The sequence below is a fragment of the Nocardiopsis sp. RV163 genome, assembly GCF_001029525.1.
GTDB classification, from domain to species: domain Bacteria; phylum Actinomycetota; class Actinomycetes; order Streptosporangiales; family Streptosporangiaceae; genus Nocardiopsis; species Nocardiopsis dassonvillei.
Genome location: NZ_LEKI01000083.1, coordinates 1 through 24197 on the forward strand (window position 1 = coordinate 1; position 24197 = coordinate 24197).

Annotated in this window: 23 protein-coding genes and 1 pseudogene; 13 read left to right on the forward strand and 11 right to left on the reverse strand. The window is 73.7% G+C overall.

Annotated features, from left to right (window positions below; genetic code table 11):
* The 6 genes and pseudogenes from ABD54_RS15570 to ABD54_RS15595 form a co-directional block, all read left to right on the forward strand.
* A pseudogene (locus ABD54_RS15570) lies at nucleotides 1–224 on the forward strand (ABC transporter ATP-binding protein); the annotation flags it as partial.
* A gap of 358 nt (nucleotides 225–582) precedes the next feature.
* Complete coding sequence (gene rpmG / locus ABD54_RS15575; RefSeq protein ID WP_013152592.1) at nucleotides 583–747, forward strand: 50S ribosomal protein L33; 165 nt, start codon at nucleotides 583–585, stop codon at nucleotides 745–747.
* Nucleotides 748–907: 160 nt separating this feature from the next.
* Nucleotides 908–1156, forward strand: a complete 249-nt coding sequence (locus ABD54_RS15580; RefSeq protein WP_047870211.1) for a type B 50S ribosomal protein L31 — start codon at nucleotides 908–910, stop codon at nucleotides 1154–1156.
* A gap of 67 nt (nucleotides 1157–1223) precedes the next feature.
* Nucleotides 1224–1394 (forward strand): 50S ribosomal protein L32, encoded by a 171-nt coding sequence (gene rpmF / locus ABD54_RS15585; protein WP_047870212.1) that lies wholly within the window; start codon nucleotides 1224–1226, stop codon nucleotides 1392–1394.
* A 195-nt stretch (nucleotides 1395–1589) separates the two neighbouring features.
* Entirely contained in the window at nucleotides 1590–2255 is a 666-nt protein-coding gene (locus tag ABD54_RS15590) for a TetR/AcrR family transcriptional regulator (RefSeq protein ID WP_047870213.1), read from the forward strand.
* A gap of 184 nt (nucleotides 2256–2439) precedes the next feature.
* Nucleotides 2440–4818, forward strand: a complete 2379-nt coding sequence (locus ABD54_RS15595) for a lysylphosphatidylglycerol synthase transmembrane domain-containing protein (protein ID WP_235432076.1) — start codon at nucleotides 2440–2442, stop codon at nucleotides 4816–4818.
* 328 nt (nucleotides 4819–5146) lie between these two features.
* Here the strand turns inward: ABD54_RS15595 and ABD54_RS15600 are convergent, their stop codons facing one another.
* Nucleotides 5147–6181 carry an NAD(P)/FAD-dependent oxidoreductase gene (locus tag ABD54_RS15600; RefSeq protein ID WP_047870214.1) on the reverse strand — a complete coding sequence of 345 codons (1035 nt, stop codon included), beginning with the start codon at nucleotides 6179–6181 and terminating at the stop codon, nucleotides 5147–5149.
* A gap of 66 nt (nucleotides 6182–6247) precedes the next feature.
* Between ABD54_RS15600 and ABD54_RS15605 the strand changes: the two genes are divergently transcribed.
* Entirely contained in the window at nucleotides 6248–6856 is a 609-nt protein-coding gene (locus tag ABD54_RS15605) for a helix-turn-helix domain-containing protein (RefSeq protein ID WP_047870215.1), read from the forward strand.
* An 88-nt stretch (nucleotides 6857–6944) separates the two neighbouring features.
* On the opposite strand, the gene ABD54_RS27325 is transcribed toward ABD54_RS15605, so the two are convergent.
* Nucleotides 6945–7091, reverse strand: coding sequence for a hypothetical protein (locus tag ABD54_RS27325; RefSeq protein WP_200904119.1), 147 nt, complete (start codon nucleotides 7089–7091; stop codon nucleotides 6945–6947).
* A gap of 80 nt (nucleotides 7092–7171) precedes the next feature.
* Nucleotides 7172–7594, reverse strand: coding sequence for a CBS domain-containing protein (locus ABD54_RS15610; protein WP_047870216.1), 423 nt, complete (start codon nucleotides 7592–7594; stop codon nucleotides 7172–7174).
* 555 nt (nucleotides 7595–8149) lie between these two features.
* Here ABD54_RS15610 and ABD54_RS15615 point away from each other — a divergent pair.
* The gene (locus ABD54_RS15615; protein WP_047870217.1) at nucleotides 8150–9364 is read left to right on the forward strand and encodes an MFS transporter; all 1215 of its coding nucleotides are present in this window, start codon (nucleotides 8150–8152) and stop codon (nucleotides 9362–9364) included.
* Between the two features lie 199 nt (nucleotides 9365–9563).
* On the opposite strand, the gene ABD54_RS15620 is transcribed toward ABD54_RS15615, so the two are convergent.
* Together ABD54_RS15620 and ABD54_RS15625 are read right to left on the reverse strand one after the other, a co-directional pair.
* Nucleotides 9564–10094 carry a DinB family protein gene (locus ABD54_RS15620; protein ID WP_047870229.1) on the reverse strand — a complete coding sequence of 177 codons (531 nt, stop codon included), beginning with the start codon at nucleotides 10092–10094 and terminating at the stop codon, nucleotides 9564–9566.
* A gap of 87 nt (nucleotides 10095–10181) precedes the next feature.
* Nucleotides 10182–11978 carry an acyl-CoA dehydrogenase gene (locus ABD54_RS15625; protein WP_047870218.1) on the reverse strand — a complete coding sequence of 599 codons (1797 nt, stop codon included), beginning with the start codon at nucleotides 11976–11978 and terminating at the stop codon, nucleotides 10182–10184.
* A gap of 135 nt (nucleotides 11979–12113) precedes the next feature.
* Here ABD54_RS15625 and aroQ point away from each other — a divergent pair, with 135 nt between their 5' ends.
* Entirely contained in the window at nucleotides 12114–12599 is a 486-nt protein-coding gene (gene aroQ / locus ABD54_RS15630) for a type II 3-dehydroquinate dehydratase (protein ID WP_047870219.1), read from the forward strand.
* A 211-nt stretch (nucleotides 12600–12810) separates the two neighbouring features.
* Here the strand turns inward: aroQ and ABD54_RS15635 are convergent, their stop codons facing one another.
* On the reverse strand, nucleotides 12811–13446 hold the full coding sequence (locus tag ABD54_RS15635) for a histidine phosphatase family protein (RefSeq protein ID WP_047870220.1): 636 nt from the start codon (nucleotides 13444–13446) through the stop codon (nucleotides 12811–12813).
* 213 nt (nucleotides 13447–13659) lie between these two features.
* Between ABD54_RS15635 and ABD54_RS15640 the strand changes: the two genes are divergently transcribed.
* Nucleotides 13660–14448 carry an SAM-dependent methyltransferase gene (locus tag ABD54_RS15640; RefSeq protein WP_047870221.1) on the forward strand — a complete coding sequence of 263 codons (789 nt, stop codon included), beginning with the start codon at nucleotides 13660–13662 and terminating at the stop codon, nucleotides 14446–14448.
* Nucleotides 14449–14612: 164 nt separating this feature from the next.
* Here ABD54_RS15640 and ABD54_RS15645 read toward each other — a convergent pair whose 3' ends face one another.
* Nucleotides 14613–16928, reverse strand: a complete 2316-nt coding sequence (locus tag ABD54_RS15645; RefSeq protein WP_047870230.1) for an FdhF/YdeP family oxidoreductase — start codon at nucleotides 16926–16928, stop codon at nucleotides 14613–14615.
* A gap of 182 nt (nucleotides 16929–17110) precedes the next feature.
* On the opposite strand from ABD54_RS15645, the gene ABD54_RS15650 reads away from it, so the two are divergent.
* Entirely contained in the window at nucleotides 17111–18934 is a 1824-nt protein-coding gene (locus ABD54_RS15650) for a SpoIIE family protein phosphatase (RefSeq protein WP_047870222.1), read from the forward strand.
* Between the two features lie 194 nt (nucleotides 18935–19128).
* Complete coding sequence (locus ABD54_RS15655; protein WP_047870223.1) at nucleotides 19129–20313, forward strand: alcohol dehydrogenase catalytic domain-containing protein; 1185 nt, start codon at nucleotides 19129–19131, stop codon at nucleotides 20311–20313.
* Nucleotides 20314–20362: 49 nt separating this feature from the next.
* Here the strand turns inward: ABD54_RS15655 and ABD54_RS29380 are convergent, their stop codons facing one another.
* On the reverse strand, nucleotides 20363–20485 hold the full coding sequence (locus ABD54_RS29380) for a hypothetical protein (protein WP_268778187.1): 123 nt from the start codon (nucleotides 20483–20485) through the stop codon (nucleotides 20363–20365).
* Between the two features lie 161 nt (nucleotides 20486–20646).
* Between ABD54_RS29380 and ABD54_RS15665 the strand changes: the two genes are divergently transcribed.
* Entirely contained in the window at nucleotides 20647–21507 is an 861-nt protein-coding gene (locus tag ABD54_RS15665; protein WP_235432077.1) for an alpha/beta hydrolase-fold protein, read from the forward strand.
* Nucleotides 21508–21676: 169 nt separating this feature from the next.
* On the opposite strand, the gene ABD54_RS15670 is transcribed toward ABD54_RS15665, so the two are convergent.
* The 3 genes from ABD54_RS15670 to ABD54_RS15680 all read right to left on the reverse strand — a co-directional run.
* On the reverse strand, nucleotides 21677–22546 hold the full coding sequence (locus tag ABD54_RS15670; RefSeq protein WP_047870225.1) for a family 16 glycosylhydrolase: 870 nt from the start codon (nucleotides 22544–22546) through the stop codon (nucleotides 21677–21679).
* A gap of 307 nt (nucleotides 22547–22853) precedes the next feature.
* Nucleotides 22854–23858 carry an iron-siderophore ABC transporter substrate-binding protein gene (locus ABD54_RS15675; protein WP_047870226.1) on the reverse strand — a complete coding sequence of 335 codons (1005 nt, stop codon included), beginning with the start codon at nucleotides 23856–23858 and terminating at the stop codon, nucleotides 22854–22856.
* 194 nt (nucleotides 23859–24052) lie between these two features.
* Nucleotides 24053–24197: SIP domain-containing protein (locus ABD54_RS15680; protein WP_047870227.1), on the reverse strand; the 145-nt coding region annotated here is incomplete at its 5' end.

Here is a 24197-nt window from a genome sequence, read left to right on the forward strand (position 1 = left end):
TGGCCCATGATCTGGCTGTGGTGCGTCAGGTCAGTGACCGGGTCGCGGTGATGCGCGCGGGTGAGGTGGTGGAGATGGGCGACAGCGACGCGGTGTACGAGAATCCGGCCAGCGACTACACCCGCCAGTTGCTGACGGCCGCTCCGGTCCTGGACCCCGACGAGGCCCGCCGTCTGCGCGCCGGGCGCGTGGAGAGGCGCGCCGAGGGCAAGGCCGTCGCCTGACGCTCCCCACGGGCTCGACGGTCCTGACGGTCCTGACGGATCGGTAGCCGACCGGCAGCACGACCCAGCGCCGGTGCCGCCGCGGAACCCCGCGGCGGCACCGGCGTTTCGCGTGTCCGGGACGGGGGCGCCGATGACAGTGCCGGGCCGCGCGCCGAGCCGGGTGCCGGACCCGTCGCGGCGGGCGCGCCCGTGCGCGGCGGCGGGACCGCCAGTACGGCCGTCCGGTTCGCAGCGGTTCCGGCGGCTGAACGCCGCCGGACAGGGGCCATCCACCGGGGAGGGATGGCCCGGCCGGATCGGGAATGAAAACGGTTATCATTGACTTGTAACGCGTGGGAATCCTGAGGAGGCATCCATGGCACGCAACGAGATCCGGCCGATCATCAAGCTCAAGTCCACCGCGGGGACGGGCTTCACCTACGTCACCCGCAAGAACCGGCGCAACACGCCCGACCGGCTCACCCTGAAGAAGTACGACCCGCGCGTGCGCCGCCACGTCGAGTTCCGCGAGGAGCGCTGAGCCGATCCGCGCCCCGGCCGCCCTTTCCCGCGAGGCCGAGGCCCCGGCGAACACGCGCCCCGACCGGCGGCTGTGCCGCCGACCCCGACAAGCGCCGTCCCGTCGCGCGCAGCCGAGCAGGCGGACCGCCGCGCCCAACGACCACCCCAAGGGGGCACACATGAAGCAGGGAATCCACCCCGACTACCACCCGGTCGTCTTCCGCGACCGCGCGGCCGACTTCTCCTTCCTCACCAGGTCCACCGCCACCAGCGACAAGACCATCGAGTGGAGCGACGGCCGCACCTACCCGCTGATCGACGTCGAGATCTCCAGCGCCAGCCACCCCTTCTACACGGGCAACGCCCGCGTGGTGGACACGGCGGGCCGCGTGGAGCGCTTCCAGCGCCGCTACCAGCGCAGGGGCTGACCGACAAGAGCGCGAGGCGGGGCCCGTCGCCCCGCCCCCGACCACCCGAGAAGAAGGCAGAGGTCCCATGGCCGTACCCAAGCGCAGGATGTCGCGGTCCAACACCCGCACGCGCCGTTCCCAGTGGAAGGCGGCCACCCCCGACCTGGCGCGCGTCCACATCCGCGGCCGCGAGTACCTCGTGCCGCGCAACCTCGTCCGCGCCTACGAGCGCGGACTGCTCGCGCCGCCCGAGTAGCCGGACCCGGCACGGCCCGCCGGCCCCCGGTCCGTCCGCGACACCGGACCCGGGCGCCGCTGACGCCGCCGCGCGTCCGCCCGCACCGCCGTGCGCCGGGCCCCTCCCGCCCGGCGCGCGGCGGCGCGAGCACCGCCACCGGTCTCCTCTGCCGCGCAGCCGGGCGGGCCGGCAGAGCGCCGTAGGGTGGTGGGCATGCCGGCCCGAACGACTCCCACCGCGCCCGGCGGCGAAGCCCGGGGGCTTCGCGCCGACGCGCTGCACAACCGCCACCGCATCGTCGAGGCCGCCCGCGCGGCCTTCTCCGAACGCGGGATCGACGTGCCGATGTCTGCCATAGCCCGCCGCGCCGGAGTGGGGGTCGCCACCCTCTACCGCCGCTTCCCCACCCGCGAGTCCCTGGTCACCGAGGTGTTCGCCGACCAGTTGGCGGTCTGTTCCTCCCTGGTGGACGACGGCCTCGCCGACCCGGACCCCTGGCGGGGCTTCTGCTCGGTGGTCGAGCGGGTGTGCGCGATGCAGGCCGCCGACCGCGGCTTCACCGGCGCGTTCCTCACCGCCTTCCCCGGCGCGGTCCCCTTCGAGGAGAAGCGCGACCGCGCCGAACGCGGCATCACCGAACTCGTCCGAAGGGCCAAGGCGGCCGGGCGGCTGCGCCCCGACTTCGCGGTCGCCGACCTCACGCTGCTGTTCCTGGCCAACTGCGGGGCCGCCTCCGGCCCGCCCGAGGCGGCCGACGCCTCCTCGCGCCGCCTGGTGGCCTACCTCCTGCAGTCCTTCGAGAACACGGAACCGCGCCGCCCCCTGCCCGCCGCCCCAGAGGTCGGGCTGGGCCAGATCCCCGACCTCTTCACCGGCTGAGTACGGACGGTCCCGCGAAACGCACCGCCCCTGGTCCCCGGCCCCCTCGGATTCGGGCAGTCTTAAGGGTGTGACGACGCGAACCGACGAGATCCCCCCGCCGGACCCACGGACGACGCGAGCCCCGCGCAGGCCCGTCGACCTCCTCACGGGAGCGCTCGGCCTGATCGCTGTGGCGGCGATCATGATCGCCGCCCGCGTGGCCACCGACGGTGTGGAGGGGGCCGACCCCGACCGGCTCCGCGCGCTGCTGCCCTCCGGCCTGCTCCTGCTCGTCGCCGCGGGAGCCAACCTCCTGCTGATCGTCCTCGTCAGCTACGTCGTCCTGCGCACGCTGTTCACCGGGCGGCGGCGCTCCCTGGTCCGGCCGCTCGCCGCCGGAATCGCCGCCTACACGCTCGCCTCGCTGATCAACGCCACCCTCTTCGCGCTGATCGGCCCGGAGCGGTTCCCCGACGCGCTCGCCCCCGACGACGTGTTCACCAGCGCGACCCTCGGCTACGTGGCCGCCGTCCTTGCCTTCATCCGCACCATGCCCACCGGTCTGCCCCGGGTCCGCTCGGTCCTGTGGGCGGGCAACGCCACGGTCGCGGTCTGCGCACTGCTGGCCGGGGTCACCAGCTTCCTCGCCCTCGTCCTGACCGTCCTGGTAGGCCTCACCTGCGCCGCCCTGGTCCGGTACTCGCTGGGGGAGAGGCCGCCGCCGCAGACCGACAACGGCTTGGACGCCGAGCTGCGCCGGTTCGGGCTGACCGCCACAGGTGTCTCCCGCGCCGAGGACGACGAGGAGGGCAACCCGCGCCACCTGGCCGAACTCGACGACGGCCGACGTGTGGAACTGGTCGTGCTCAGCTCCGAGAACACCGCCGGGTTCTGGCGGCGCCTGCGCGACCTGCTGTTCCTGCGCGGCCCCGTGGCCCCCCGGATGCTCTACGGCGTGCGCCGCCGCGCCGAGCACGCCGCGCTGATGAGCTTCTCCGCCCGGCAGGCCGGGGCCGCCGTCCCCCGGGTCCTGGCCGTCGGCGAACTCGGGCCCGGCACCGTCCTGCTGGTCCGCGAGCTGCCCGCCTTCCGCGCGCTGGACGCGCTCGGCGACGAGGAGCTCACCGACGGGCTGACCGACCTGTGCTGGCGCGAACTGGGGCTGCTGCACCGGCACCGGCTCGTCCACGGCAACGTCAACGGTTCCACCGTCGGTGTCCTGGACCGAGCCTGCGACCCTGCCAGCGCCTCCGTCCCCGAGGACACATCAGAACCGGCAGACGCCACCACCTCGGCAGGCGCCTCCGAAACCGCGGCCCCGCCGGTCCCGGCGGACCCCCGTGAGTCGGCGGTCCTGTTCACCGGCCTGGACCGCGGCGGCGTGGCCGCCCCCCAGCTCCAGGTCTGCCTGGACCAGGCCGCCATGCTCACCCTGCTGGCCATGCGGGTGGGGACCGGGCGCGCCGTGGACTCGGCGGTGCGCGCGCTGGGCGTGACCGCCACGGCCGCGGTCCTGCCCTTCCTGCAACCCGCGGGCCTGCCCTACGCGCTGCGCAGGGGGCTGCGCGGGGACCGCGGTCTCCTGGCCAGGCTGCGCGAGCGCGTGGTGCGCGTCGCCCCGGAGGCTCCCTCAGAACCCGCCCGCCTGGAGCGCATGCGTCCGCGCACCGTGGTCAGCGTCACCGTCGCCACCGCCGTCGGCCTGGTGCTGCTGTACCAGCTCACCGGCGTGGACTTCACCGCCATCGGCCGGGCCGACCCGGGGTGGACGCTGGCCGCGCTCGCCGCGTCGGTGGTGTGCACGCTCTCCGCCGCGATGATCCTCATCGGCTTCGTGCCCGTGCCACTGCCGTGGTGGCGCACCGTCATGGTCCAGTACGCGGGGTCGTTCGTGCGCATCGCCGCCCCCGCCGGGCTGGGGTCGCTCGCGATCAACACCCGGTTCGTCACCAGGGAGGGCGTCTCGACCTCCCTTGCCCTGTCCGCGGTGGGCCTGACCCAACTGGTCGGGTTCCTGGTGCACGTGCCGCTGCTGCTGGTGTGCGCCTACCTCACCGGCACCTCGTACTGGACCGGGTTCACGCCCTCCCCGACCGTTGTCGTGATCAGCGTCGCCGGAACGGCCGTGGTGGGGGTGGTCCTGCTGCTGCCCCGGCTGCGGCACGCCCTCGGCGCCCGGATCCGGCCCTACCTGCGCGGGGTGCTGCCGCGGCTGCTGGACATGCTCCAGAGCCCCTCCAGCCTGCTGCTCGGCTTCGGCGGAACGCTGCTGATCACCGCGGCGTTCGTGCTGTGCCTGCGGTTCTCGGTCCTGGCCTTCGCCGACCCGGGTGCCCAGGTGAGCCTGGTGGCGGTCGCGGTGGTGTTCCTGGCGGGCAACGCCATCGGCTCGGCCGCGCCCACGCCCGGCGGCCTGGGCGCGGTGGAGGCGGCCCTGATCGGCGGCCTGACCACCGTGGCGGGCGTCCCCGCCGCCGTCGCGCTGCCCGCGGTGCTGCTGTTCCGGCTGCTGACCTTCTGGCTGCCGGTCCTGCCGGGCTGGGGGGCCTTCTCCTACCTCCAGCGCCGCGAGGCCATCTGAGCGGGGACCGCGCGTCAGCAGACGCCGGAGCGTGCGGGCACGAGCCTGCAGATCCCCCGGGCGGTGTTCCACAGCGGCTGGTGCCCCGGTGCGAGCAGGACGCCGTAGGGCAGCCCGACCGCCAGCAGCGCAGGGAACGGCGACGCGGGCCCGCGGCCCCGGCGGCGGACGCGGTGGAGCCGGGGCCCGACGGGAGCCTGCCCCCGCCTCAAAAGGCTGGGCGCGGTGCCCGACCGCCACGATGTCCACGACCCCGCCGAGGCTGCCCGGGCCCGGACCCCGCGCCGCGTACCGGCGCTCACCCGCCTGTGGTGATCTCCTCCGGACATCACAGGCCGTGACGGCCCTCGCCCGCGACCAGCTCGCCCACACGCGCCTCGGACCCGGCCGAGAAGGCGTCACGGCGGGCGGCGACCGCCCGGCGGGTGTCCTCGTCGACCAGGTCGGCGTTGATCTGGGCCCCGGCGGCGGCGCCCGAGGCCGCCGACGCGCCGACCTGGGCGGTCAGGTCGGTGACGTTGCCCGCGGCCCACACCCCGGGCACCTCGGTGCGGCCCTTCTCGTCGGTGGGGACGTACTCGCCGACCCCCATGGGATGCTCCCGCGCCCGCAGGCCGAGCGTCTCCAGGAAGGAGGCGCGCGCCACCATCCGCGTTCCGACGGCCACTACCTCCCGGTCGACCACCGCGCCGTCCGCGAGCCGCAGCCCCGTGATCCGGCCGTCGGCGGTCTCCAGGGAGGCCACCGGGCCCTCCACCACGCCGATGCCGCGGGCGGCCAGCTTCTCGGCGTCCTCCTCGCCCGGTGGGGGCGTGGTGTGGGTGAAGAGCGTGACGTCCTCGCTCCACTGGCGGAACAGCAGCGCCTGGTGCACCGCCATCGGTCCGCTGGCCAGCACGCCGATGGCCCGGTCGCGCACCTCCCAGCCGTGGCAGTACGGGCAGTGCACCACGCCCGCGCCCCACTGCTCGCGCAAGCCCGCCACGTCCGGTAGTTCGTCCACGAGTCCGGTGGTCACCAGGACCCGGCGCGCGCGCACGCCGCGCCCGTCGGCCAGCTCCACCCGGAACCCGCCGCCGTCACGGGTCACGGCCGTGACCTCCCCTGTGTTCACGTGGCCGCCGTAGCCGCGCACCTCCGCCCGGCCCCGCTCCAGCAGTTCGGCCGGGGACACGCCCTCCCGGGCCAGCAGCCCGTGCACGCCCGACGCGGGCGCGTTGCGCGGGGCGCCCGAGTCGAGCACCGCCACCGAGCGCCGCGCCCGGGCCAGCATGAGGGCGCCGTTCAGTCCGGCGGCACCACCGCCGACCACCACCGCGTCGTAGCCGTTCTCCAACTGATCGTTCACCGCGATCACCTCCATGGCCCCACGATGCGGCCCTCTCGCCGGTTCGCGCAATCTTTGTTGCCGTTATGGCAAAATGGCGGCATGGAACACGACCTCGACCAGGCGCTCGACGCGGTCGGACCCAGGCTGCGCGCGCTGCGCAAGCAGAAGGAGACCACGCTCTCCGACCTGTCGGCGGCGACGGGTATCTCGGTGAGCACCCTGTCCCGGCTGGAGTCCGGTTCCCGACGCCCCACCCTCGAACTGCTGTTCCCGCTGGCCAGGGCGTACGGGGTCACCCTCGACGAACTCGTGGACGCGCCGCCCACCGGCGACCCGCGCATCCACCTGCGGCCGGTCACCCGCCACGGCATGACCATGCTGCCCCTGACCCGCCGTCCCGGCGGCATCCAGGCCTACAAGCTGGTGATCCCGGGCAACGACCGTCCCGGCGAACCCGATCCGCAGACCCACGAGGGCTACGAGTGGCTCTACGTCCTCAACGGGCGGCTGCGGGTCGTGCTCGGCGAGCACGACCTGGTGCTCGCGCCGGGGGAGGCGGCCGAATTCGACACCCGCGTGCCGCACTGGTTCGGCTCGGCCGACTCCGGCGCGGTCGAGTTCCTCAGCCTGTTCGGCCGACAGGGCGAGCGGGCGCACCTGCGCGCCCGCCCCAGGGCGGAGGGCGCGCCCGGCGACGCCGACTCGTGATCGCAAGTGCGCGCCGACCCGTCCACCGGGGACGGTCCGGCCCACGCAGGCGCGGTGGATCGCGGAGAGCGCCCCGGAGCACGGGGGCTCAGGTGGCGCGCAGGGCCTCCTCAGCGGCGGGGCGGCCGGGGGCGCACACGCTCCGGCACGCGGCGGCGACCTCCTCCACTCCGATCGCGCCCAGACCCGGGTCCAGTTCGGCTGTGGGCGGGGCGCCCGCGCGGCCCGCCCACAAGCACGCGTGGACGTCCCGGCCCCCGCCCGGACCCACACGGCCGGGCGGGGGCCGGGCCTCCCGACGGTTCCACCGGTGCCTCAGTGGTTGGGGTCGGCGGCGCTGACGTCGGCCAGCGCCGAGTCCTCGTCCACGGCCCGCGCCAGGTCGCCCATGGACACCACGCCCACGACGCGGTCGCCGTCCACGACGGGGAGGCGGCGCACGGCGTTGGTGCGCATGACGTTTACCGCGTCGGCGATCCCGCTCTGCGGCGGCACGGTGGCCACCTCCGCGCTGCACACGTCGCCGACGCTGCGCTCGCCCGGGTCTTCGCCCTCGGCCAGGCAGCGCACCACGATGTCGCGGTCGGTCAGGATGCCCGTGATCTGCTTGTCCCGGGTCACGACGACGTCGCCCACGTCGGCGTCGCGCATGATCTCCGCGGCCTCGCGCAGGGACGCCTCCGGTGAGACCGTGCGGACCGGGCTGCTCATCACCTGATCGATGGTTCGCACCACCATGGTCCTGCTCCTTCCGTGCCGGTCGTGCCTCTCAGTTCTCACCGGTCCCATAGCCCGCATCGGTGGGGGCAAACATGACGGCTTCCCGGGCGTTGCGGGGCGGACCGCGGGCGCGCGGACGGCGTACCCGGGGCAGTCCCCGCGCGCGTCGCCACGCGGGCTGAGGGCTCCGGACCGTGGGAAGACCGGGCCGTGAGCCGTCCGGGGCGCTGGTAGGGGGCGCCCCGGGGTCCGGAACGGCTCCGGGTCACGGGCGAACGCCTGCCCGCGATCCCGGGTGGGGCGCCCTCACGGGACGCTGCCGTCCTCCAGTGCGTCGTGGAGATGGCCGGTATCCGGAGACAAAAGCTGGAATTCCAGGTAAGCGACGGATGGCCATTGGATGAATACTCAGTGTAGTGACGCGGGTATGTAAACGAATGCGTCACCTGTCCGTTCGATCCCTGGGTCTGCCCCTCCCAGGGCGAGGAGTCCCCCCGTGCGAGCGCAACGGAACCCTGCCCCCGTTCCCCCGCTTCCTCCGAACGCCCGACCGGCGCCGCGAGGGCGGCGCGTATGACCCACCTACCCCTCCGCGCGTCGGGCCGGGCGCCCTCCGGCACGGACGCGCGCAGGGCGTTGGCCGCCCTGTGCGTCACCGTCACCGCCAGCCAGGGAGTGCTCTTCTACGCCTTCCCCGTGCTGGCACCCGCCATCGCCGAGGACACCGGCTGGTCGCTGCCCGCCGTCATCGCCCTGTTCTCCGGCTCCCAGGTCGTGGCCGGACTGGGCGGGCCCCTGGTGGCCCGCTGGCTGCGCGTGCGCGGCCCCCGCCCGGTGATGACCGCGGCGGCCCTGCTGGGCGCGGTCGCCGTCGCCGGACTCGCGCTGGCCCCCAACCTGTGGTTCTTCGGCGCGGCCTGGCAGGCCGCCGGAGTCGCCGTGGCCGGGCTCTCCTACCCGCCCGCCTTCGCCGCCCTGACCCGCTGGTACGGGCCGGGCAGGGTCGGCGCGCTCACCGCGCTCACCCTGGTCGGCGGGCTGGCCAGCACCGTCTTCGCCCCGCTGACCGCCGCTCTGGAGGCCCAGGTCGGCTGGCGCGGCGCCTACCTCGCCCTCGCCCTGGTCCTGGCCCTGGTGGTACTGCCGCTGCACGCCCTGGCCCTGACCCCGCCCTGGGCTCCCGGCCGCACCGCCGACCGGGCCGGGGACCGCGGGGCGGTGCGCGCAGTGGTCCGCAGCGGCGCGTTCTGGGCGCTGGCCACCGCGCTCGCCCTGGGCACCCTCACCGTGTACGCGGTCGTGGTCGGCATCGTCCCGCTCATGGAGGGGCGCGGGTTCGGCACCGCCGAGGCCGCCTGGACGCTCAGCGTCGTGGGCGTGGGCCAGGTGCTGGGCCGCCTCGTCTACGCGCCGCTGGCGCGGCGCAGCGGGGCGGTTCACCGGATCGCCGCGGCGCTCCTGGCCTGCGCCGGGGCGACCGGACTGATCGCCCTGGTCAGCGGGCCGCTGACCCTGGTCATGGCCGCGGCGGCGCTGGTCGGCGCCGCGCGGGGCGTGCTCACCCTTCTCCAGGCCACGGCCGTGGCGGACCGCTGGGGGGAGGAGCACTACACCACGCTCAACGGCATCATGCACACCCCGCTCATGCTCACCATGGCGCTGGCGCCGGGGGCGTGCGCGCTGCTGGCCGGGCCCCTGGGCGGCTACCCGGCGGTGTTCCTGCTGCTGGCGGCCCTGTCGGTGTTCGGCGCGCTGGTCGCGCTGGCCAGCGGACCGGCCCGCCGTTAGGCAGTGTCCTCATCGTGTTCGGGCGCCCGGAGCACGGGAACCCTCGGCGCCTCCGGTGAGACGGCTCGTCCCTCGCGGCCTCGCCTCCGCTAACCCCAGAACCCCGTAGGCGCCCGAACCGGGCCTACGGGCCGAGACCGGTTCGAAGAAGGGACCCGAGTGCCTGGGTCGGCCGGGTCCTGCGGGGCGCGCCCGCCGGTCAGCCCCCGGGCGCCGACGCGGCCCGCAGCAGCCGCAGTTGCCCGAGTTCGGCCACGTTCTTCATCAGCTCGCCGTTGATCCAGGCCGCCGTGTGCTCGACCGCCAGTCCCGAGTCCGGCGGCCAGGGGAACGCGGCGGGGGAGTCCAGGTCCGGGCCGGTGAGCCCCTCCAGCACCTCCAGCCACTGCGTCCGCAACCCGCGCAGCCAGTCGGCCGCCTCCTCCGGGCCCGGCCAGCGGACCTCCTCGCGCTCGCGCGGAACGCGCCCCCGCAGGTGGTCCAGGGCGGTGGACCACCACCAGCCGATGTGCCAGGTGACCCAGGCCGCGGTGGGGACGGGCACGGGATCTGGTTCGGCGTCCGCCCAGTCGGGTACCCATCGGCCCTCACCGTCCCGGCGCACCGTCCAGCACAGGGGGCCGGGCTCCCAGAGCAGGTCACCGGGCTCCAGGCGCTCCAGGTGGTACTCGAACAGGGACCAGGTGAAGTCGAACTGCCAGCGCAGCAGCGCGCGACGGGGGTCGGACATGGGGCCAGCCTGGCACAGGACCACGCCCGCGCCGAAGCGGTTTTCCCGCGCGGGGCGTGCGCGGGCCGGCCCCAGGGGCCCCGCCCCTCAGAGGACGTCGGGCGAGACGTCCAGCACTGTCCGGTCGCGCGAGGCCACCAGGTCGAACTGCGGCCCGGTACGCGGCAGCTCGTGCCGGAAGAAGTACGCCGCCGCGGCGCGCTTGCCCTCGTAGAACCCGCCCTCGCGCCCATGCGCGGCCACCAGTTGCTCCAGCCACATCCAGGCGACCACCACGTGCCCCACCGCCTCCAGGTAGGGGGTGGCGTTGGCCAGCGCCACCGCCGGGTCGCCCTCGGCCCAGGCCGCGGCGGCCGTCTCCGCGGTCCGGTCCAGGGCCTTCGACAGCAGGCCCGCGTACTCGGCCTCGCGTCCGCCCAGCTCCCGGGCCCGGTCCGCCGTGGCGCGCGCGGTCTCCACCAGCAGCGACAGACGGGAGCCGCCGTCGAGCACGGCCTTGCGGCCCAGCAGGTCCAGGGCCTGGACGCCGTGGGTCCCCTCGTGGATCGGGTTGAGCCGGTTGTCCCGGTAGTGCTGCTCCACGTCGTACTCGCGCGTGTACCCGTACCCGCCGTGCACCTGGATGGCCAGGCTGTTGGCCTCCACACACCACTGGGAGGGCCAGCTCTTGGCGATCGGGGTGAGCACGTCCAGCAGCAGGTGGGCCCGTTCGCGCGCCTTCCCGTCCCCGGCACTGGCGGTCTCGTCCACCAGCCGGGCGCAGTACAGCACCAGGGCGAGCGCGCCCTCGACGTAGCTCTTCTGGGCGAGCAGCATCCGGCGCACGTCGGTGTGCTCGACGATGGGGACCTGCGGCCGGTCGGGGTCCTTGCCGCCCAGCGGGCGGCCCTGGAGGCGCCCGCGGGCGTAGGCCAGCGACTTGAGGTAGCCGGTGTAGCCGACGGCGGCGGCGCCCGCGCCCACTCCGATCCGGGCTCCGTTCATCATGTGGAACATGTACTTCAGCCCCTGGTGGGGCTCGCCGACCAGGTAGCCCACCGCGCCCGGCCGCCCGCCGGGGGTGTGGCGGCCCTCGCCGAAGTTGAGCAGCGCGTTGACGGTGCCCCGGTAGCCCATCTTGTGGTTGAGCCCGGCGGGCACGACGTCGTTGCGCTCGCCGATCGTCCCGTCGGCCTCCAGCAGGTACTTGGGCACGACGAACAGGGAGATGCCCCGGACCCCGGGCGGGCCGCCGGGGATCTTGGCCAGCACCAGGTGCACGATGTTCTCGGTCAGCTCGTGGTCGCCCGCAGAGATCCACATCTTGTTGCCGAACAGCCGGTAGCCGCCCTCCCCGTCCTCCTCGGCGCGGGTGGTGATGTCGGCCAGAGAGCTGCCCGCCTGCGGCTCGGACAGGCACATGGTCCCGGTGAAGCGCCCCTCCACCATGGGGCGCACCCAGGTGTCGACCTGCTCGGGGCTGCCGTGCGCCAAAAGCAGGCGCGCGTTGCCCGAGGTGAGGAAGGGGTAGGCCGACGTGCCCGGATTGGCGGCCTGGAAGTAGGCGCCGCACGCGCTGGAGACCACGTGCGGGATCTGGGCGCCGCCCACGGAGGCGGGCATCCCGGCGGCGCTCAGCCCGGTCTCGGCGTAGACCTCCAGGGCCCTCCCGACCTCGGGGATGACGTGGACGCGCTCGCCGTCGAAGCGGGGCTCGTCGGCGTCGTTGGCCTTGTTGTGCGGCGCGAAGTGGTCGGTGGCCACCCGCTCGGCCAGCTCCAGCGCGGCGTCGAGGGTCTCGCGCGAGTGGTCGGCGTAGTGGGGGCGTCTGGTGAGCGCCTCGGTGCCGAGCCACTCGTAGAGCAGGAAGTGCAGGTCGCGCGTGGACAGCAGGGTGGACGCCACGGGTCGCCTCCTCGGAATCGTGGACCGACTGGTCGGTATGGTACCCGGTCCGCGGGACTCCGGGGCGGCCGGGGACGCACCGGCTTCCGGGCCCTAAGCTTGCTGCCACCGACCCGAGAAGGAGCGCTGACCCGCATGTCCGCTGTGTCCGACCCCTCCCGAACCGTCCTGCTGCTCAACGGCCCCAACCTCAACCTGCTGGGCACCCGCGACCCCGGGCAGTACGGCACCACCACCCTGGCGGAGGTCGAACGGCGGGTGGTCTCCCTCGGCGAGGAGCTGGGCGTGCGGGTGGTGTGCGCGCAGAGCAACAGCGAGGGCGTGATGGTGGACCGGATCCACGCCGCCCGCGACTGGGCCGGGGTGGTGCTCAACCCCGGCGCCTACGCGCACTACGGCATCGCGCTGCGCGACGCGATCGACGCGGTCGAGGCGCCCGTGGTGGAGGTGCACATCTCCAACGTCTACGCGCGCGAGGAGTTCCGGCACACCTCGGTGACCGCGCCGGTGGCCGCGGGCTACGTCGCCGGGTGCGGGGTCTTCGGCTACGAACTGGCCCTGCGCGCGGTGCTGCGGCGCGACGCCGAGCGCCGGGACGCGGACGGCGCCCAGGCGGGGTGAGCCGGGCGGCCGGAGCGCGCCCGGTCCCTCGGGGCGTCCTCCGCGGACCGATCGGACCAGGGGTCCGCGGGGCTGTGTGCGGCCCGGCCCCGACCCGCGAGGGCGCGGGCCGGGCCGGGAAGCCGGGGGCCGCACGCGGCCGCACCGGCCGCCCCGGGGTCGGTACCAACCGGTCGGTTCGTACCGTGCGCGCGTCGGACGGCACGGGCGTTCAGCGGTAGGTCATCAGCGCGGGACCGCCCTGTTCCAGGTGGGCGTGGTCGTTGAAGGACAGCAGCCGGGTGCCGCCCCGGCCGTGCAGCAGCTTGCTCACCGAACCGTTGACCACCACGCGGTTCAGGGCCAGGAACCCGGCGGGCGCCGTGCCCAGCAGGGTCGAGCACACCGTCGCGATCACCCCGGCGGAGGTGAAGACCAGCGCGGTCTCCCCCCTGCCCAGCCCGGCGACCAGGTCGTCCAGCGCCCGCCGGACCCCGCTCCGGAAACCCTCCCAGGTGCCCGGACCGCTGCCCCCGGCCTCGATCCACGAGGTCAGGGAGGTGTCGAGCCTGTCCTGGAGCGAGCCGGTCGCGACCGGGTGGGCGCCCAGCAGGCCGAGGTGGTCGTACTCGTTCCACCGCTCGTCGCCGACCGGTTCCAGGTCCAGGCCCGCCGCCGCCAGGGCCGAGGCCGCCGTCTGGCGCTGGCGGCGCAGCTCACCGGTCACCACTCGGCCGACCCGGGGACCGCGCCGCCGGAGTTCGGCGCCCAGCAGGCGCGCCTGCTCGTAACCGGTCGGGCTCAACTCGTCGTAGTCCTCCGCATCGGGGGAGGCCTTCCCGTGGCGGATCAGGTAGATCGCTGGCATCGCACCAGGGTACGAGCGGACCAGCGGGCGCCCCCGCGCCGGGGGAGGCGACCGGAGGGGCGGGCGAAGGCGCTGACCGAGTCGGAGGCGGGGTCCGGGTGCGGGCGCCCGCCGTTCGCGAACGCCCGCGCACACGGCCTTTTCGCTTGCGTCGCGCTTTCCGCGAGCAGGACAATACGGGTGCGAACCACGCTTCCCGTGAGAGGGCACACGATGACGGACACACCCCCCATCGACACCACCGTGGCACACTCCGCCCGGGTGTGGAACTACTGGCTGGGAGGCAAGGACAACTACCCGGCCGACCGCGAGGTCGGCGACTACGTGCTCCAGGCCTACCCGGAGATGGTCACCGCGGCCCGCGCCGACCGGGAGTTCCTCATCCGCTCGGTCACCCACCTGGCCCGGGAGGAGGGAGTCCGCCAGTTCCTGGACGTGGGCACCGGGCTGCCCACGCACAACAACACCCACGAGGTCGCCCAGGCCGCCGCCCCCGACGCCCGAGTGGTCTACGTGGACAACGACCCGCTGGTGCTCACGCACGCCCGCGCGCTGCTGGTCGGAGAGGGGGCGGGGGAGGTCCACTACGTCGACGCCAACCTGCACGAGCCCGAGCAGGTCCTCAAGGCGGCCGCCGCCCACCTGGACTTCGGCCGGCCCATCGCGCTCACCATCCTGGGCACCATGGGGCACACCCCCGACAACGCCCGGGCCTACGCCACCGTGCGCGCCTACGTGGACGCGCTGCCCCCGGGCAGTTTCCTGGCCCTGTGCGACGGGACCGACACCAGCGAACCGATGATCGAGGCGTCCCGGCGCTGGAACGAGACCGCGCCCCTGCCCTACCACCTGCGCAGCCCCGAGGAGATCGCAGGCTTCTTCGACGGGCTCGACCTGCTGGAGCCGGGCGTGGTCTCGGCGCCCTTCTGGCGGCCCGACGCCGCGGAGGTGGGCGAGATCGTCGCGGCCGACCAGTACTGCGGCGTCGCCCGCAAGGCCTGACGGTCCGCCGGGCCCGGGGGAGCGCGCCCCGGAACCCGGGCGGCGGGACGGACCTGTGATGCGTGGGTCCTGAACTGCGATGATCTTGTACCTATAGCGAGTCTGGAGCGCCGAACCTCGCTATAAGTACAAGATCACGGTGGAGGAGGGCGGGCCGGTGCGCGTCATGCGGCCCCGGAGTCCGGCTCGAAGCGCACCACAACCGACTTCGACGTCGGCGTGTTGCTCACCTCGGCCGTGGAGTCCAGCGGCACCAGCACGTTCGTCTCCGGGAAGTAGGAGGCCGCGCACCCGCGCGCGGTCGGGTAGTGCACCACCCGGAAGTGCGCCGCGCGCCGCTCCCTGCCGTCGTGCCACTCGCTCATGAGGTCGGTGTAGGCGCCGTCGGCCAGCCCCAGTTCCCTGGCGTCCTCGGGGTTGACCAGCACAACCCGGCGGCCGTCCTCGACGCCCCGGTAGCGGTCGTCCAGCCCGTAGACCGTGGTGTTGTACTGGTCGTGCGAGCGCAGCGTCTGCAAAAGCAGCCGACCCTCGGGCACCCGCGGCGCGTACGTGCCGTTCACCGTGAAGTTGGCCAGCCCGGTCGCGGTCGGGAAGCGCCGGTCGTCGCGCGGCGCGTGCGGCAGGGTGAACCCCCCGGGCCTGCGCGCGCGGGCGTTGAAGTCCTCGAACCCCGGCACCACCGCGGCCACGTGCTCGCGCACCCGGTCGTAGTCGGTCAGTTCCGACCACGCCACCGGGAAGTCGCCGAGCACCCGTCCGGCCAGGTCGCAGACGATGTCCACCTCCGAGCGCATGCCCGGCGACAGCGGTGCCAGCACTCCGTGGGAGGCGTGCACCTTGCCCATGGAGTCCTCCACCGTCACCCAGCGGGGCTCGCCGTCGCGCAGGTCGCGGTCGGTGCGCCCCAGGGCGGGCAGGATCAGCGCCCGTGTCCCCGTCACCACGTGCGAGCGGTTCAGCTTGGTTGACACGTGCACCGTCAGCCCCACCCGGCGCATGGCGTCCTCGGTCACCAGCGTGTCCGGGGTGGCCGCGACGAAGTTGCCGCCCATCGCGAAGAACACCCGCACGTCACCGCGCGCCATGGCGCGGATGGCGTTGACGGTGTCGTACCCGTGCTCGCGCGGCGGCGTGAAGCCGAACTCGGCGCCCAGGGCGTCCAGGAACGCCTCGGCCGGGCGCTCGAAGATCCCCATCGTGCGGTCGCCCTGCACGTTGGAGTGGCCGCGCACCGGGCACACACCCGTGCCGGGGCGGCCCACGTTGCCGCGCAGCAGCAGGAAGTTGACGACCTCGCGGATGGTGGGCACCGAGTGCCGGTGCTGGGTCAGCCCCATCGCCCAGCACACCACGATCCGCTCCGAGGAGGTGACCATCGCGGCGATCCGCTCGATCAGCTCCCGCTCCAGGCCGGTGTCGCGCTCGGTGCGCGCCCAGAACTGCTCGTCCGGCTCGGCCAGCAGCGCTTCGGTGAACTGCTCGAAACCGTGGGTGTGGGCGGACACGAACTCCCGGTCCAGGACCGGTTCGCCGCGCCCGTCGGCCTCCAGCAGCAGACGGTTGAGGGCGGAGAACAGGGCGAGGTCGCCGCCCAGCCGCACCTGCGCGAACAGGTCGGTCAGCTCGGTGCCGCGCCCCAGCAGGCCGCCCGGTCGCTGGGGGTTGCGGAACTCGCGCATCCCCGCCTCGGGCAGCGGGTTGACGGTGACGATCCGCGTCCCGGACTTCTTGGCCCGCTCCAGGGCGCTGAGCATGCGGGGGTGGTTCGTGCCGGGGTTCTGCCCGGCCACGATGATGAGGTCGGCTTCGCGCAGGTCCTGCAGGGACACGCTGCCCTTGCCCACGCCCAGGGTCTCGGTCAGGGCCGAACCGGACGACTCGTGGCACATGTTGGAGCAGTCGGGCATGTTGTTCGTCCCGAGGGCGCGGGCGAACAGTTGGTAGCAGAACGCCGCCTCGTTGCTGGTGCGCCCGGAGGTGTAGAACACCGCCTGGTCCGGGGAGTCCAGCGCCCGCAGGTCCTCGGCGACCAGGTCCAGCGCCCGCTCCCAACTGACCGGCTCGTAGTGGGTGGCGCCCTCGGCCAGGTACAGCGGCTCGGCGAGGCGGCCCTGCTGGCCCAGCCAGTACCCGGACCGCCCGGCCAGCTCGGAGACCGGGTGCTCGGCGAAGAACTCCCCGGTCAGCGCCGTGGCCGTGGCCTCCTCCGCGACGGCCTTGGCGCCGTTCTCGCAGAACTCGGCCCGGTGCCTCTTGTCCCCCTCGGGCCAGGCGCAGCCGGGGCAGTCGAAGCCGCGCTTCTGGTTGATCGCGAGCATGGCGGGCAGTCCGCGCCGCACGCCGGTGTGCTCGTTGAGGTGTCGGAGGCTGTTGAGCACGGCGGGGAGTCCGGCCGCGCTGCTCTTGGGCGGGCTGATCCGGGGGGAGTCCTGGGCGGGGTCTGCGCTGTCCGAGTGCTGGTGTCTCACACTGCGCATTCTGGCACCGACCGTCCGATGGTGGGACGTCCGGGTGAGCATCTCCGGCCCGGACACGCTGATCACCAGGCCGAATGTGGGTACCCACACCACATGAGTGTCTTCGAACCCGGCCTCGGGACGGTCCCGGCGGGGCCGGTCCGAACGCCCGCGCGGCGGCACGGCGACCGGAGGGCGGCGCGATGAGCGACGAAGATCGGCCGCTGGAGACCGGCCTGCTGCGCGCGGTGTTCGACAGCGTGGGCGCGGGGATGTTCGTCGTCGACACCACCGGCCGCGTCACCGCCGCCAACCCCTACGCGCGGCGCATCCTGGACCGGCCGGGAGAGCGGATGCTCGGCCTGGACCTGCACGACCTGCTGCACCGCGACCCGGGAGGGGACCCGGAGCCTCGGGAGGGCTGCCGCCTCCTGGCCGTGCTCGACAGCGGCCACCCGGCCGAAGGGAGCAGTGAGTCCTTCCTGCGCGGTGACGGCACGCCTGTGCCCGTCATCTGGGCCACCACCCCGCTCCAGCGCGAAGGCCGCCTGGAGGGCGCGGTCGTCGTCTTCCACGACTTCCGGACCTACCGCGACACCGCCGACCAGGCAGCCGCGCACCTGGCGGTGCTGGAGGAGTTGACCACCCGGCTGAGGCTGGTGGCGGAGGTCTCCGTGGTCCTGGTCTCCACCCTGGACACCCCAGAGATGCTGGACAGGCTGGTCAGACTGCTCGTGCCCGAGTTGGGTGACTGGGCGGCGGTCGACATGGTCACCGCCGGGCGCACCAAGGAGGTGGAGCGCGTCGCCGTGCGCGCCCCCGGCGACCAGGACACGGCCGAGGCGCTCAAGGGACCGCTCCCGCCGTTGCCGACCGCCTCCCACGCGGCGCTTGTGCGCGCTTTCTACGGCACCCGGCCCGTCCTGATGGACGCCGATGACCTCGCCCGCGAACCGGACGAGCCGCTCGCCCGGGCTCACCGGCGGCTGTTCGACCGCCTGGGCGGGCACTCCGCGGTGGTGGTGCCGCTGCACACCCACCGGCAGGTCTTCGGGGTGCTGACCGTGGCCCGCACCGGGGAGCACCCCGCCTACACCGACGCCGAGGTCCTCGTGCTGGAGGACATCGCCCGGCGCGCCGGTCTGGTCATGGAGAGCGCCCAGCTCTTCGCCCAGCAGCGCCACGTCGCCGAGACCATGCAGCGCCAGCTCCTGACGCCGCTCCCGCAGGTCGGACACCTGCGGTTCGCCGCCCGCTACCAGCCCGCGCAGCAGGCCGCCGAGGTCGGAGGGGACTGGTACGACGCCTTCCTGCTCGCCGACGGCGCCATGACCATGGTCATCGGCGACGTGGTCGGACACGACCTCCAGGCCGCCGCCCACATGGCCGAGGTCCGCAACATGCTGCGCGCCCTGGCCTGGGACCGCCAGGAGCCGCCCAGCCTGATCATGCGCCGGCTGGACGAGGCCATGACCAACACCAGCGACGCCCCCATGGCCACCGTCGTCTTCGCCCGTATCGAGGGCTCCGAGGGCGGCCCCTGGCGCCTGCACTGGGTCAACGCCGGGCATCCCCCGCCGCTGCTCGTCACCTCCGACGGTCACACCCGCTACCTGGAGGCGGGCCACGGGCCCCTGCTGGGCATGAGCGCCGCCCTGCACCTGGGCCTGGACTGGCCCGACGCACGCGAGGAGATCCCCGCCCGGTCCACTCTGCTGCTGTACACCGACGGCCTCATCGAGAGCCGCGAGCACCCCATCGACACGGGCCTGGCCAACCTGCGCCGCCACGCCGCCGCGCTGGCCCGCCGCGACGTCGAGGAGTTCTGCGACGAACTGCTGGCACGCATCGACCCCGGCGGTGACGACGTGGCCCTGCTCGCCCTGCGCCTCCCGGCGGCGGGCGAGGGCGCGGGCGATGACACCGCGCCGCAACAGCACGCGCACAGCCCCGCCGCACCCGGGCGCGGGGCGCCCGGCGCGGCCGTGGAGGAAGGCCCGGTCAGGGACACCTCCGAACGGGGGTGAGCCGGGGCGGCCCCCCGCCCGGGGTGCCGACCGGCCCGCGTCGCGGACCGCCCGCCGGGCCGGGAACCGGCCTGTTCCGCGGCGTCCGCACCCCCGTTTCCGCCTGAACGGGCCGGGTAGTGGCCGAAGGCAGCCCAGGGGGCCGCGCGCTCCCCAGGAGACGACCGGCACCGTCGCGAGACCAGGGGGAACCGATGAGGGCAGTGGTGTGGAACGGCACCAGGAACGTGGACACCGTGACCGTTCCCGATCCGCGGATCGAGGAGCCCGGCGACGCCGTCGTCCGGATCACAAGCTCGGGCCTGTGCGGCTCCGACCTGCACCTGTACGAGGTTCTCGGGCCGTTCATGACCCCGGGGGACATCCTCGGACACGAACCCATGGGCGTGGTCGAGGAGGTCGGTTCCGGCGTCACCTCCCTCACCCCCGGGCAGCGGGTCGTCATCCCCTTCCAGATCTCCTGCGGGCACTGCCTCATGTGCGACACCGGTCTCCAGAGCCAGTGCGAGAACACCCAGGTCGAGGAGCAGGGCATGGGCGCCGCGCTCTTCGGCTACAGCAGGCTCTACGGCTCGGTGCCCGGCGGCCAGGCCGAGTACCTGCGCGTTCCGCGCGCCGAGACCACCGCGGTCCCGGTGCCCGACCAGGGCCCCGACGACCGCTACCTCTTCCTGTCCGACGTGCTGCCGACCGCCTGGCAGGCCGTCCGCTACGCAGACGTCCCCGAGGGGGGATCGGTGGCCGTCCTGGGGTTGGGGCCGATCGGCGACATGTGCTGCCGGGTCGCCCGCCACCTGGGCGCGGGCCGGGTGTTCGGCGTGGACCCGGTGCCGGAGCGGCGCGCCCGCGCCGCCGCCCGGGACGTGGAGGTGTTCGACCCCTCCAAGGGCACCGACGACGTGGTCCAGGAGATCCGCGACCGCACGGACGGGCGCGGCCCGGACGCGGTCATCGACGCGGTCGGCATGGAGGCGGCCGGGCACGGCTCGGCCAAGTTCGCCCAGCGCGTGGCCAACCTCATGCCGCGCGGTGTGGCGGCCAAGATGGTGGAGACGGCCGGGGTGGACCGGCTGAGCGCCCTGCACAACGCCGTCGACCTGGTGCGGCGGGGCGGGACCGTCTCCCTGATCGGCGTCTACGGTGGCATGGCCGACCCGATGCCGATGCTCACGCTCTTCGACAAGCAGATCCAGTTGCGGATGGGTCAGGCCAACGTGCGCCGGTGGGTGCCGGAGATCCTGCCGCTGCTGCAGGGGGCCGACCCGCTGGGGGTGGACGACTTCGCCACCCACCACGTGGGCCTGGACGCGGCCCCGATGGCCTACGAGAAGTTCCAGAAGAAGCGGGACGGCGTGTTCAAGGTCGTCTTCCGGCCCTGACCGGACGCACGCGGACCGCTCCGTGCGCCGGGACCGGCGCCGACGCGGCCTACCGGCCGGTCGCCCCGTGGGCCTCGTCGGCCGACGGCGCCCGGTCCCCGTCCCCCGACGCCGCCAACGAGGTGATGAAGCGCTCGGCCGCGGCGTCGACCTCGGCGGTCGGGGTCAGCATCCTCTCCAGCAGGAGCCCTCGCAGGCACGCGGTCGCGATGATGCTCCGCTGCCTGGCGTCGGCCGCCGCGGCGCCGTCGCGGACGGGGCGGGCGCTGACCCGACCGCGGTCGACGTGTGCGTCGAGGACGGCCTGACCAAGGGAGGGACCGGTTGAGCGAGATGCTGCACGGCTGTCTGCCGGACACGGAGTACCTGGAGATCACCGCGCGGTCGGGGCGCCGCTACGGTGTCTGGGTGACCACGCCCCCCGGTTACGCGGACTCCACGGACCCCCTGCCGCTGATCTACGTGTTGGACGGCAACTGGGCGGTCGGCCTCACCGCGCCCCTCATCGTCACCCAGGCGGACCCGTACCTGACGATCGCCCCCTACGTGCAGGTCAGCGTCGGGTACGCCGGCGATGAGGCCGCTGACTGGGCACACATCCGCAACCGCGACCTCGTCCCGCCGGGCGAACCCGTCGGTGACGACATGCTTGCCACCCTCGCGGCGGCCCGCGAGTCGGGCGCCATGACGCGGGAACAGGCCGACGCCTACCTCGCGGAGCTGGAGGAACCCCGGGCCGACCTCTTCCTCGACTTCCTGACCGGCGAACTCCACCCGCACCTGCGGTCGAGGCTGCGTGTCAGCGAGTCCGGACACGGCCTCTTCGGCTACTCCTACGGAGGTCTCTTCGCCCTCTACGCGTGGCTGCGCGGCACAGGTCCCTTCGCGAGCGTCGGCGCGGGCAGCCCGGGTGTGGCCAGTACGGACAGCCGGGTCTTCGACCTCGTCCGAGAGCTGCCGGAACCCGGCGTGGACGCGACCGCTCCGCGGCTGCACATCACACTGAACGAGGCCGAACTGCTGGGGGAGGTCCCCTTCTACCGCGCGATGGCCCGCAACGTCCTCACCGCGGTGGAGCGGCTGCGCGCCCGGGGGCGGTCGGAGCGGGTTTCGAACGCGTTGTTGCGGGAGACGCACGTCACCGGGTTGCAGGCATCGTTCCTCAGCTACCTGAAGACCTGCCACGAGCGCTGAGAGCCCGCCCCCTCGGGCGGACACGGCGGGCGGGCGCGCAACCGATCGCGGCCCCGCCGGGAGGTCGGACGACGGCGGAACTCCGGTCCGATCCCCGGCGGGGCCCGTCGGCGGGTGTCCGCCGCCGTGCCGCGGTCCGGAGCCGCGCGCGTGACCCCGGGAGGGGTGCTCAGTTCTCGTAGATCCGGACGTAGTCGACGACCATCTGCTGGGGGAACTGGGTGGTGCCGTCGGGGTAGCCGGGCCAGTCGCCGCCCACGGCGACGTTGAGGATCATGAAGAAGGACTGGTCGTAGACCCACGGGTTGCCGCCCACGTCGGCGGTGGTGAGGGTGTGGTAGGCGTTGCCGTCCACGGACCAGGTGATCGACCCCGGGCTCCAGTCCACGGCGAAGGTGTGGAAGTCGTCGGCGAAGGACCAGCCCTGCGGGTGCGTGTAGGAGGAGCCGATGCCGTTCGCGCCCGAGTAACCGGGCCCGTGCACTGTGCCGTGCACCATGTGGGGCTCGTATCCGACGTTCTCCATGATGTCGATCTCGCCGGAGTCGGGCCAGGGGGTGTCGGGGAAGTCGGCGCCCAGCATCCAGAAGGCGGGCCAGATGCCCTGGCCCCGGGGGATCTTGATGCGGGCCTCGATGCGGCCGTAGGCGTGTTCGACCTTGTCCTGCGTGGTCATGCGGGCGGAGGTGTAGGAGCCGTCCGCCTCCTGGCGCGCCGTGATGACGAGGTTGCCCTGGCCGTCGAGGGCGGAGTTGGCGCGGCTGTCGGTGTAGTTCTGGAGTTCGTTGTTGCCCCAGCCGTGGGCGCCGGTCTCGTGGTTCCAGTTGGCGGGGTCGGGGGCGCTTCCGGCGGCGCCGTCGAACTCGTCGGACCAGACGACGTCCCCGGGCGCGGCGCTGAGTTGGGCGTTGGCCTCCTCCGCACCGCCTCCCGTCCACTGCGGTGCGGTGAGGACCGCCGCGGCCAGCGCGGCGGAGGCCGTCACCGCCGTGGCGGCGGTGGCGGTGCGTCGGGTACTGCGGCGGGTGCTCTTGGTCATGGCGTACTCCGGTGAGCGGGGGGACGGGCGAGCCCGGCACCGTGACGCGTGCGAAATAGCGGGTTCCGCACGGGCCCCGGGGGCGTGCCCGCGTGGGCTGGAGCCCACTGAATAAGCGTTAAGTGACTGTACGTACGCGGCCGCTCGCGGACAAGGGGGGTCGGGCGAAAAATTGGGATCGCTCCCATGGGGCTGGGGTGAAACGTGTGGTCTGTGTGCTTTTGGGGTGGTGTCGCCTTCAGGGGGAGCGGCCCCGACGACGGCGGGCCCCGCGGAGCGCGCTCCACGGGGCCCGGCAGGCGGGGCGTCAGCCGTTCAGGGTCTCCTGGAGCAGCGGGACCAGCTCGTCCAGCGCGTGGGAGATGCCCGGGTACGACCCGCTGGAGAAGGCGTTGGCCAGCTCCATGTCGTCCAGGATGACCATGCGGCCGTCCTCGGCGGAGGGGATGCCCTGGAGCACCGGGTCCTGGTGCAGGTGGTCCGCGGTGTCGCCGATGGGGAACATGACCGTCAGGTCCGCGTCCAGCACCTCCAGCCGCTCGGGGCTCAGGTCCGCGTAGAAGGCGCCGTCGGCCATCTCCTCGACCTCGGGGTCGTACTGGAAGCCCAGCTCCTGGAGCAGGTCCACCCGGGAGTCGCCGGGCACGTAGGCGCCGTACTGGCCGTCGAAGTAGGCGCCCACGGTCAGGGTCATGTCGGCGAACGCGGGGTTCTCCTCCCGGATCCGGGCGAAGCGGCCCTCCAGCTCCTCGATGAGCTCCTCGGCGCGCTCCTGCTCGCCGACCACCTGGGCGACCTGGCGGGTCTGCTGCTGCCAGGTGGTGCCGTAGGTGACCTCCACGCCGGGCGGCGGGCCGACCACGGGGGCCACCTGCGAGAGCAGGTCGTAGCGTTCCTGGCTGTTGTCGGAGCGGGTGTCGAGGATGACGTCGGGATCCAGGGAGGCGATCGCCTCCAGGTTCGGCTCCATGGTGCCTAGCTGGACCGGCTCCTCCTCGAACATGTCCGCCGCCCACGGGCCCACGCCCGCGCCGCCGTAGGCCTGCCAGTCGGCCACGCCGACCGGCTGCACGCCCAGCGCCAGCGCGGTCTCCGCGTCGGACCAGCCCGTGGCGACGACGTTGGTCGGCCTGTCCGCGATCTCCACGTCGCCGAAGACGGTCTCGACGGTGACCGGGTACCCCTCGGCGACCTCGCCGTCCGAGCCGCCCTCCGCTGAGCCGGAGGTCTGGCCGCCGCAGGCGGCGAGCAGCAGGAGGGACAGCGCGCCGGCGGCGATCGCGCCGCCGCGGGTCAGCGGACCGGGGTTCATGGGGCCTCATTCGGTCGAGTCGGTGAGCTTAGCCTTGCCTAAGCCAAGGTTATGGTGCTGGAGTCGGTGGTTTTGCGCAAGCCCGTGGCGGGGGCGTGGAAAACCGCTTATGCCGGTGAAGTCCTTTGTGCGTGGTCGTCTGCGGTGCCGCGCGGCGCTCGTCGCGGGCCGTGATCGTGTCGAGGGTCACACCGTCACGAGTAGGCCGCCACGCCGTGGCGCCAGTAGCCGATGAAGGCGATGTCGTCCTTGGGGATGTGGTGTCGGCGGACGAGGGTGCGGCGCAGTTCGGTGGGCAGGGTGTTCTCTCCCGCGACGAAGCAGTAGGGGCGTCCTCGG

Coding starts and splice junctions, on each gene's coding strand:
- rpmG (WP_013152592.1), top strand. CDS start 583: ATGGCACGCAACGAGATCCGGCCGATCATCAAGCTCAAGTCCACCGCG.
- ABD54_RS15580 (WP_047870211.1), top strand. CDS start 908: ATGAAGCAGGGAATCCACCCCGACTACCACCCGGTCGTCTTCCGCGAC.
- rpmF (WP_047870212.1), top strand. CDS start 1,224: ATGGCCGTACCCAAGCGCAGGATGTCGCGGTCCAACACCCGCACGCGC.
- ABD54_RS15590 (WP_047870213.1), top strand. CDS start 1,590: ATGCCGGCCCGAACGACTCCCACCGCGCCCGGCGGCGAAGCCCGGGGG.
- ABD54_RS15595 (WP_235432076.1), top strand. CDS start 2,440: ATGATCGCCGCCCGCGTGGCCACCGACGGTGTGGAGGGGGCCGACCCC.
- ABD54_RS15600 (WP_047870214.1), bottom strand. CDS start 6,181: ATGGAGGTGATCGCGGTGAACGATCAGTTGGAGAACGGCTACGACGCG.
- ABD54_RS15605 (WP_047870215.1), top strand. CDS start 6,248: ATGGAACACGACCTCGACCAGGCGCTCGACGCGGTCGGACCCAGGCTG.
- ABD54_RS15610 (WP_047870216.1), bottom strand. CDS start 7,594: ATGGTGGTGCGAACCATCGATCAGGTGATGAGCAGCCCGGTCCGCACG.
- ABD54_RS15615 (WP_047870217.1), top strand. CDS start 8,150: ATGACCCACCTACCCCTCCGCGCGTCGGGCCGGGCGCCCTCCGGCACG.
- ABD54_RS15620 (WP_047870229.1), bottom strand. CDS start 10,094: ATGTCCGACCCCCGTCGCGCGCTGCTGCGCTGGCAGTTCGACTTCACC.
- aroQ (WP_047870219.1), top strand. CDS start 12,114: ATGTCCGCTGTGTCCGACCCCTCCCGAACCGTCCTGCTGCTCAACGGC.
- ABD54_RS15635 (WP_047870220.1), bottom strand. CDS start 13,446: ATGCCAGCGATCTACCTGATCCGCCACGGGAAGGCCTCCCCCGATGCG.
- ABD54_RS15640 (WP_047870221.1), top strand. CDS start 13,660: ATGACGGACACACCCCCCATCGACACCACCGTGGCACACTCCGCCCGG.
- ABD54_RS15645 (WP_047870230.1), bottom strand. CDS start 16,928: ATGCGCAGTGTGAGACACCAGCACTCGGACAGCGCAGACCCCGCCCAG.
- ABD54_RS15650 (WP_047870222.1), top strand. CDS start 17,111: ATGAGCGACGAAGATCGGCCGCTGGAGACCGGCCTGCTGCGCGCGGTG.
- ABD54_RS15655 (WP_047870223.1), top strand. CDS start 19,129: ATGAGGGCAGTGGTGTGGAACGGCACCAGGAACGTGGACACCGTGACC.
- ABD54_RS29380 (WP_268778187.1), bottom strand. CDS start 20,485: ATGCTGACCCCGACCGCCGAGGTCGACGCCGCGGCCGAGCGCTTCATC.
- ABD54_RS15665 (WP_235432077.1), top strand. CDS start 20,647: ATGCTGCACGGCTGTCTGCCGGACACGGAGTACCTGGAGATCACCGCG.
- ABD54_RS15670 (WP_047870225.1), bottom strand. CDS start 22,546: ATGACCAAGAGCACCCGCCGCAGTACCCGACGCACCGCCACCGCCGCC.
- ABD54_RS15675 (WP_047870226.1), bottom strand. CDS start 23,858: ATGAACCCCGGTCCGCTGACCCGCGGCGGCGCGATCGCCGCCGGCGCG.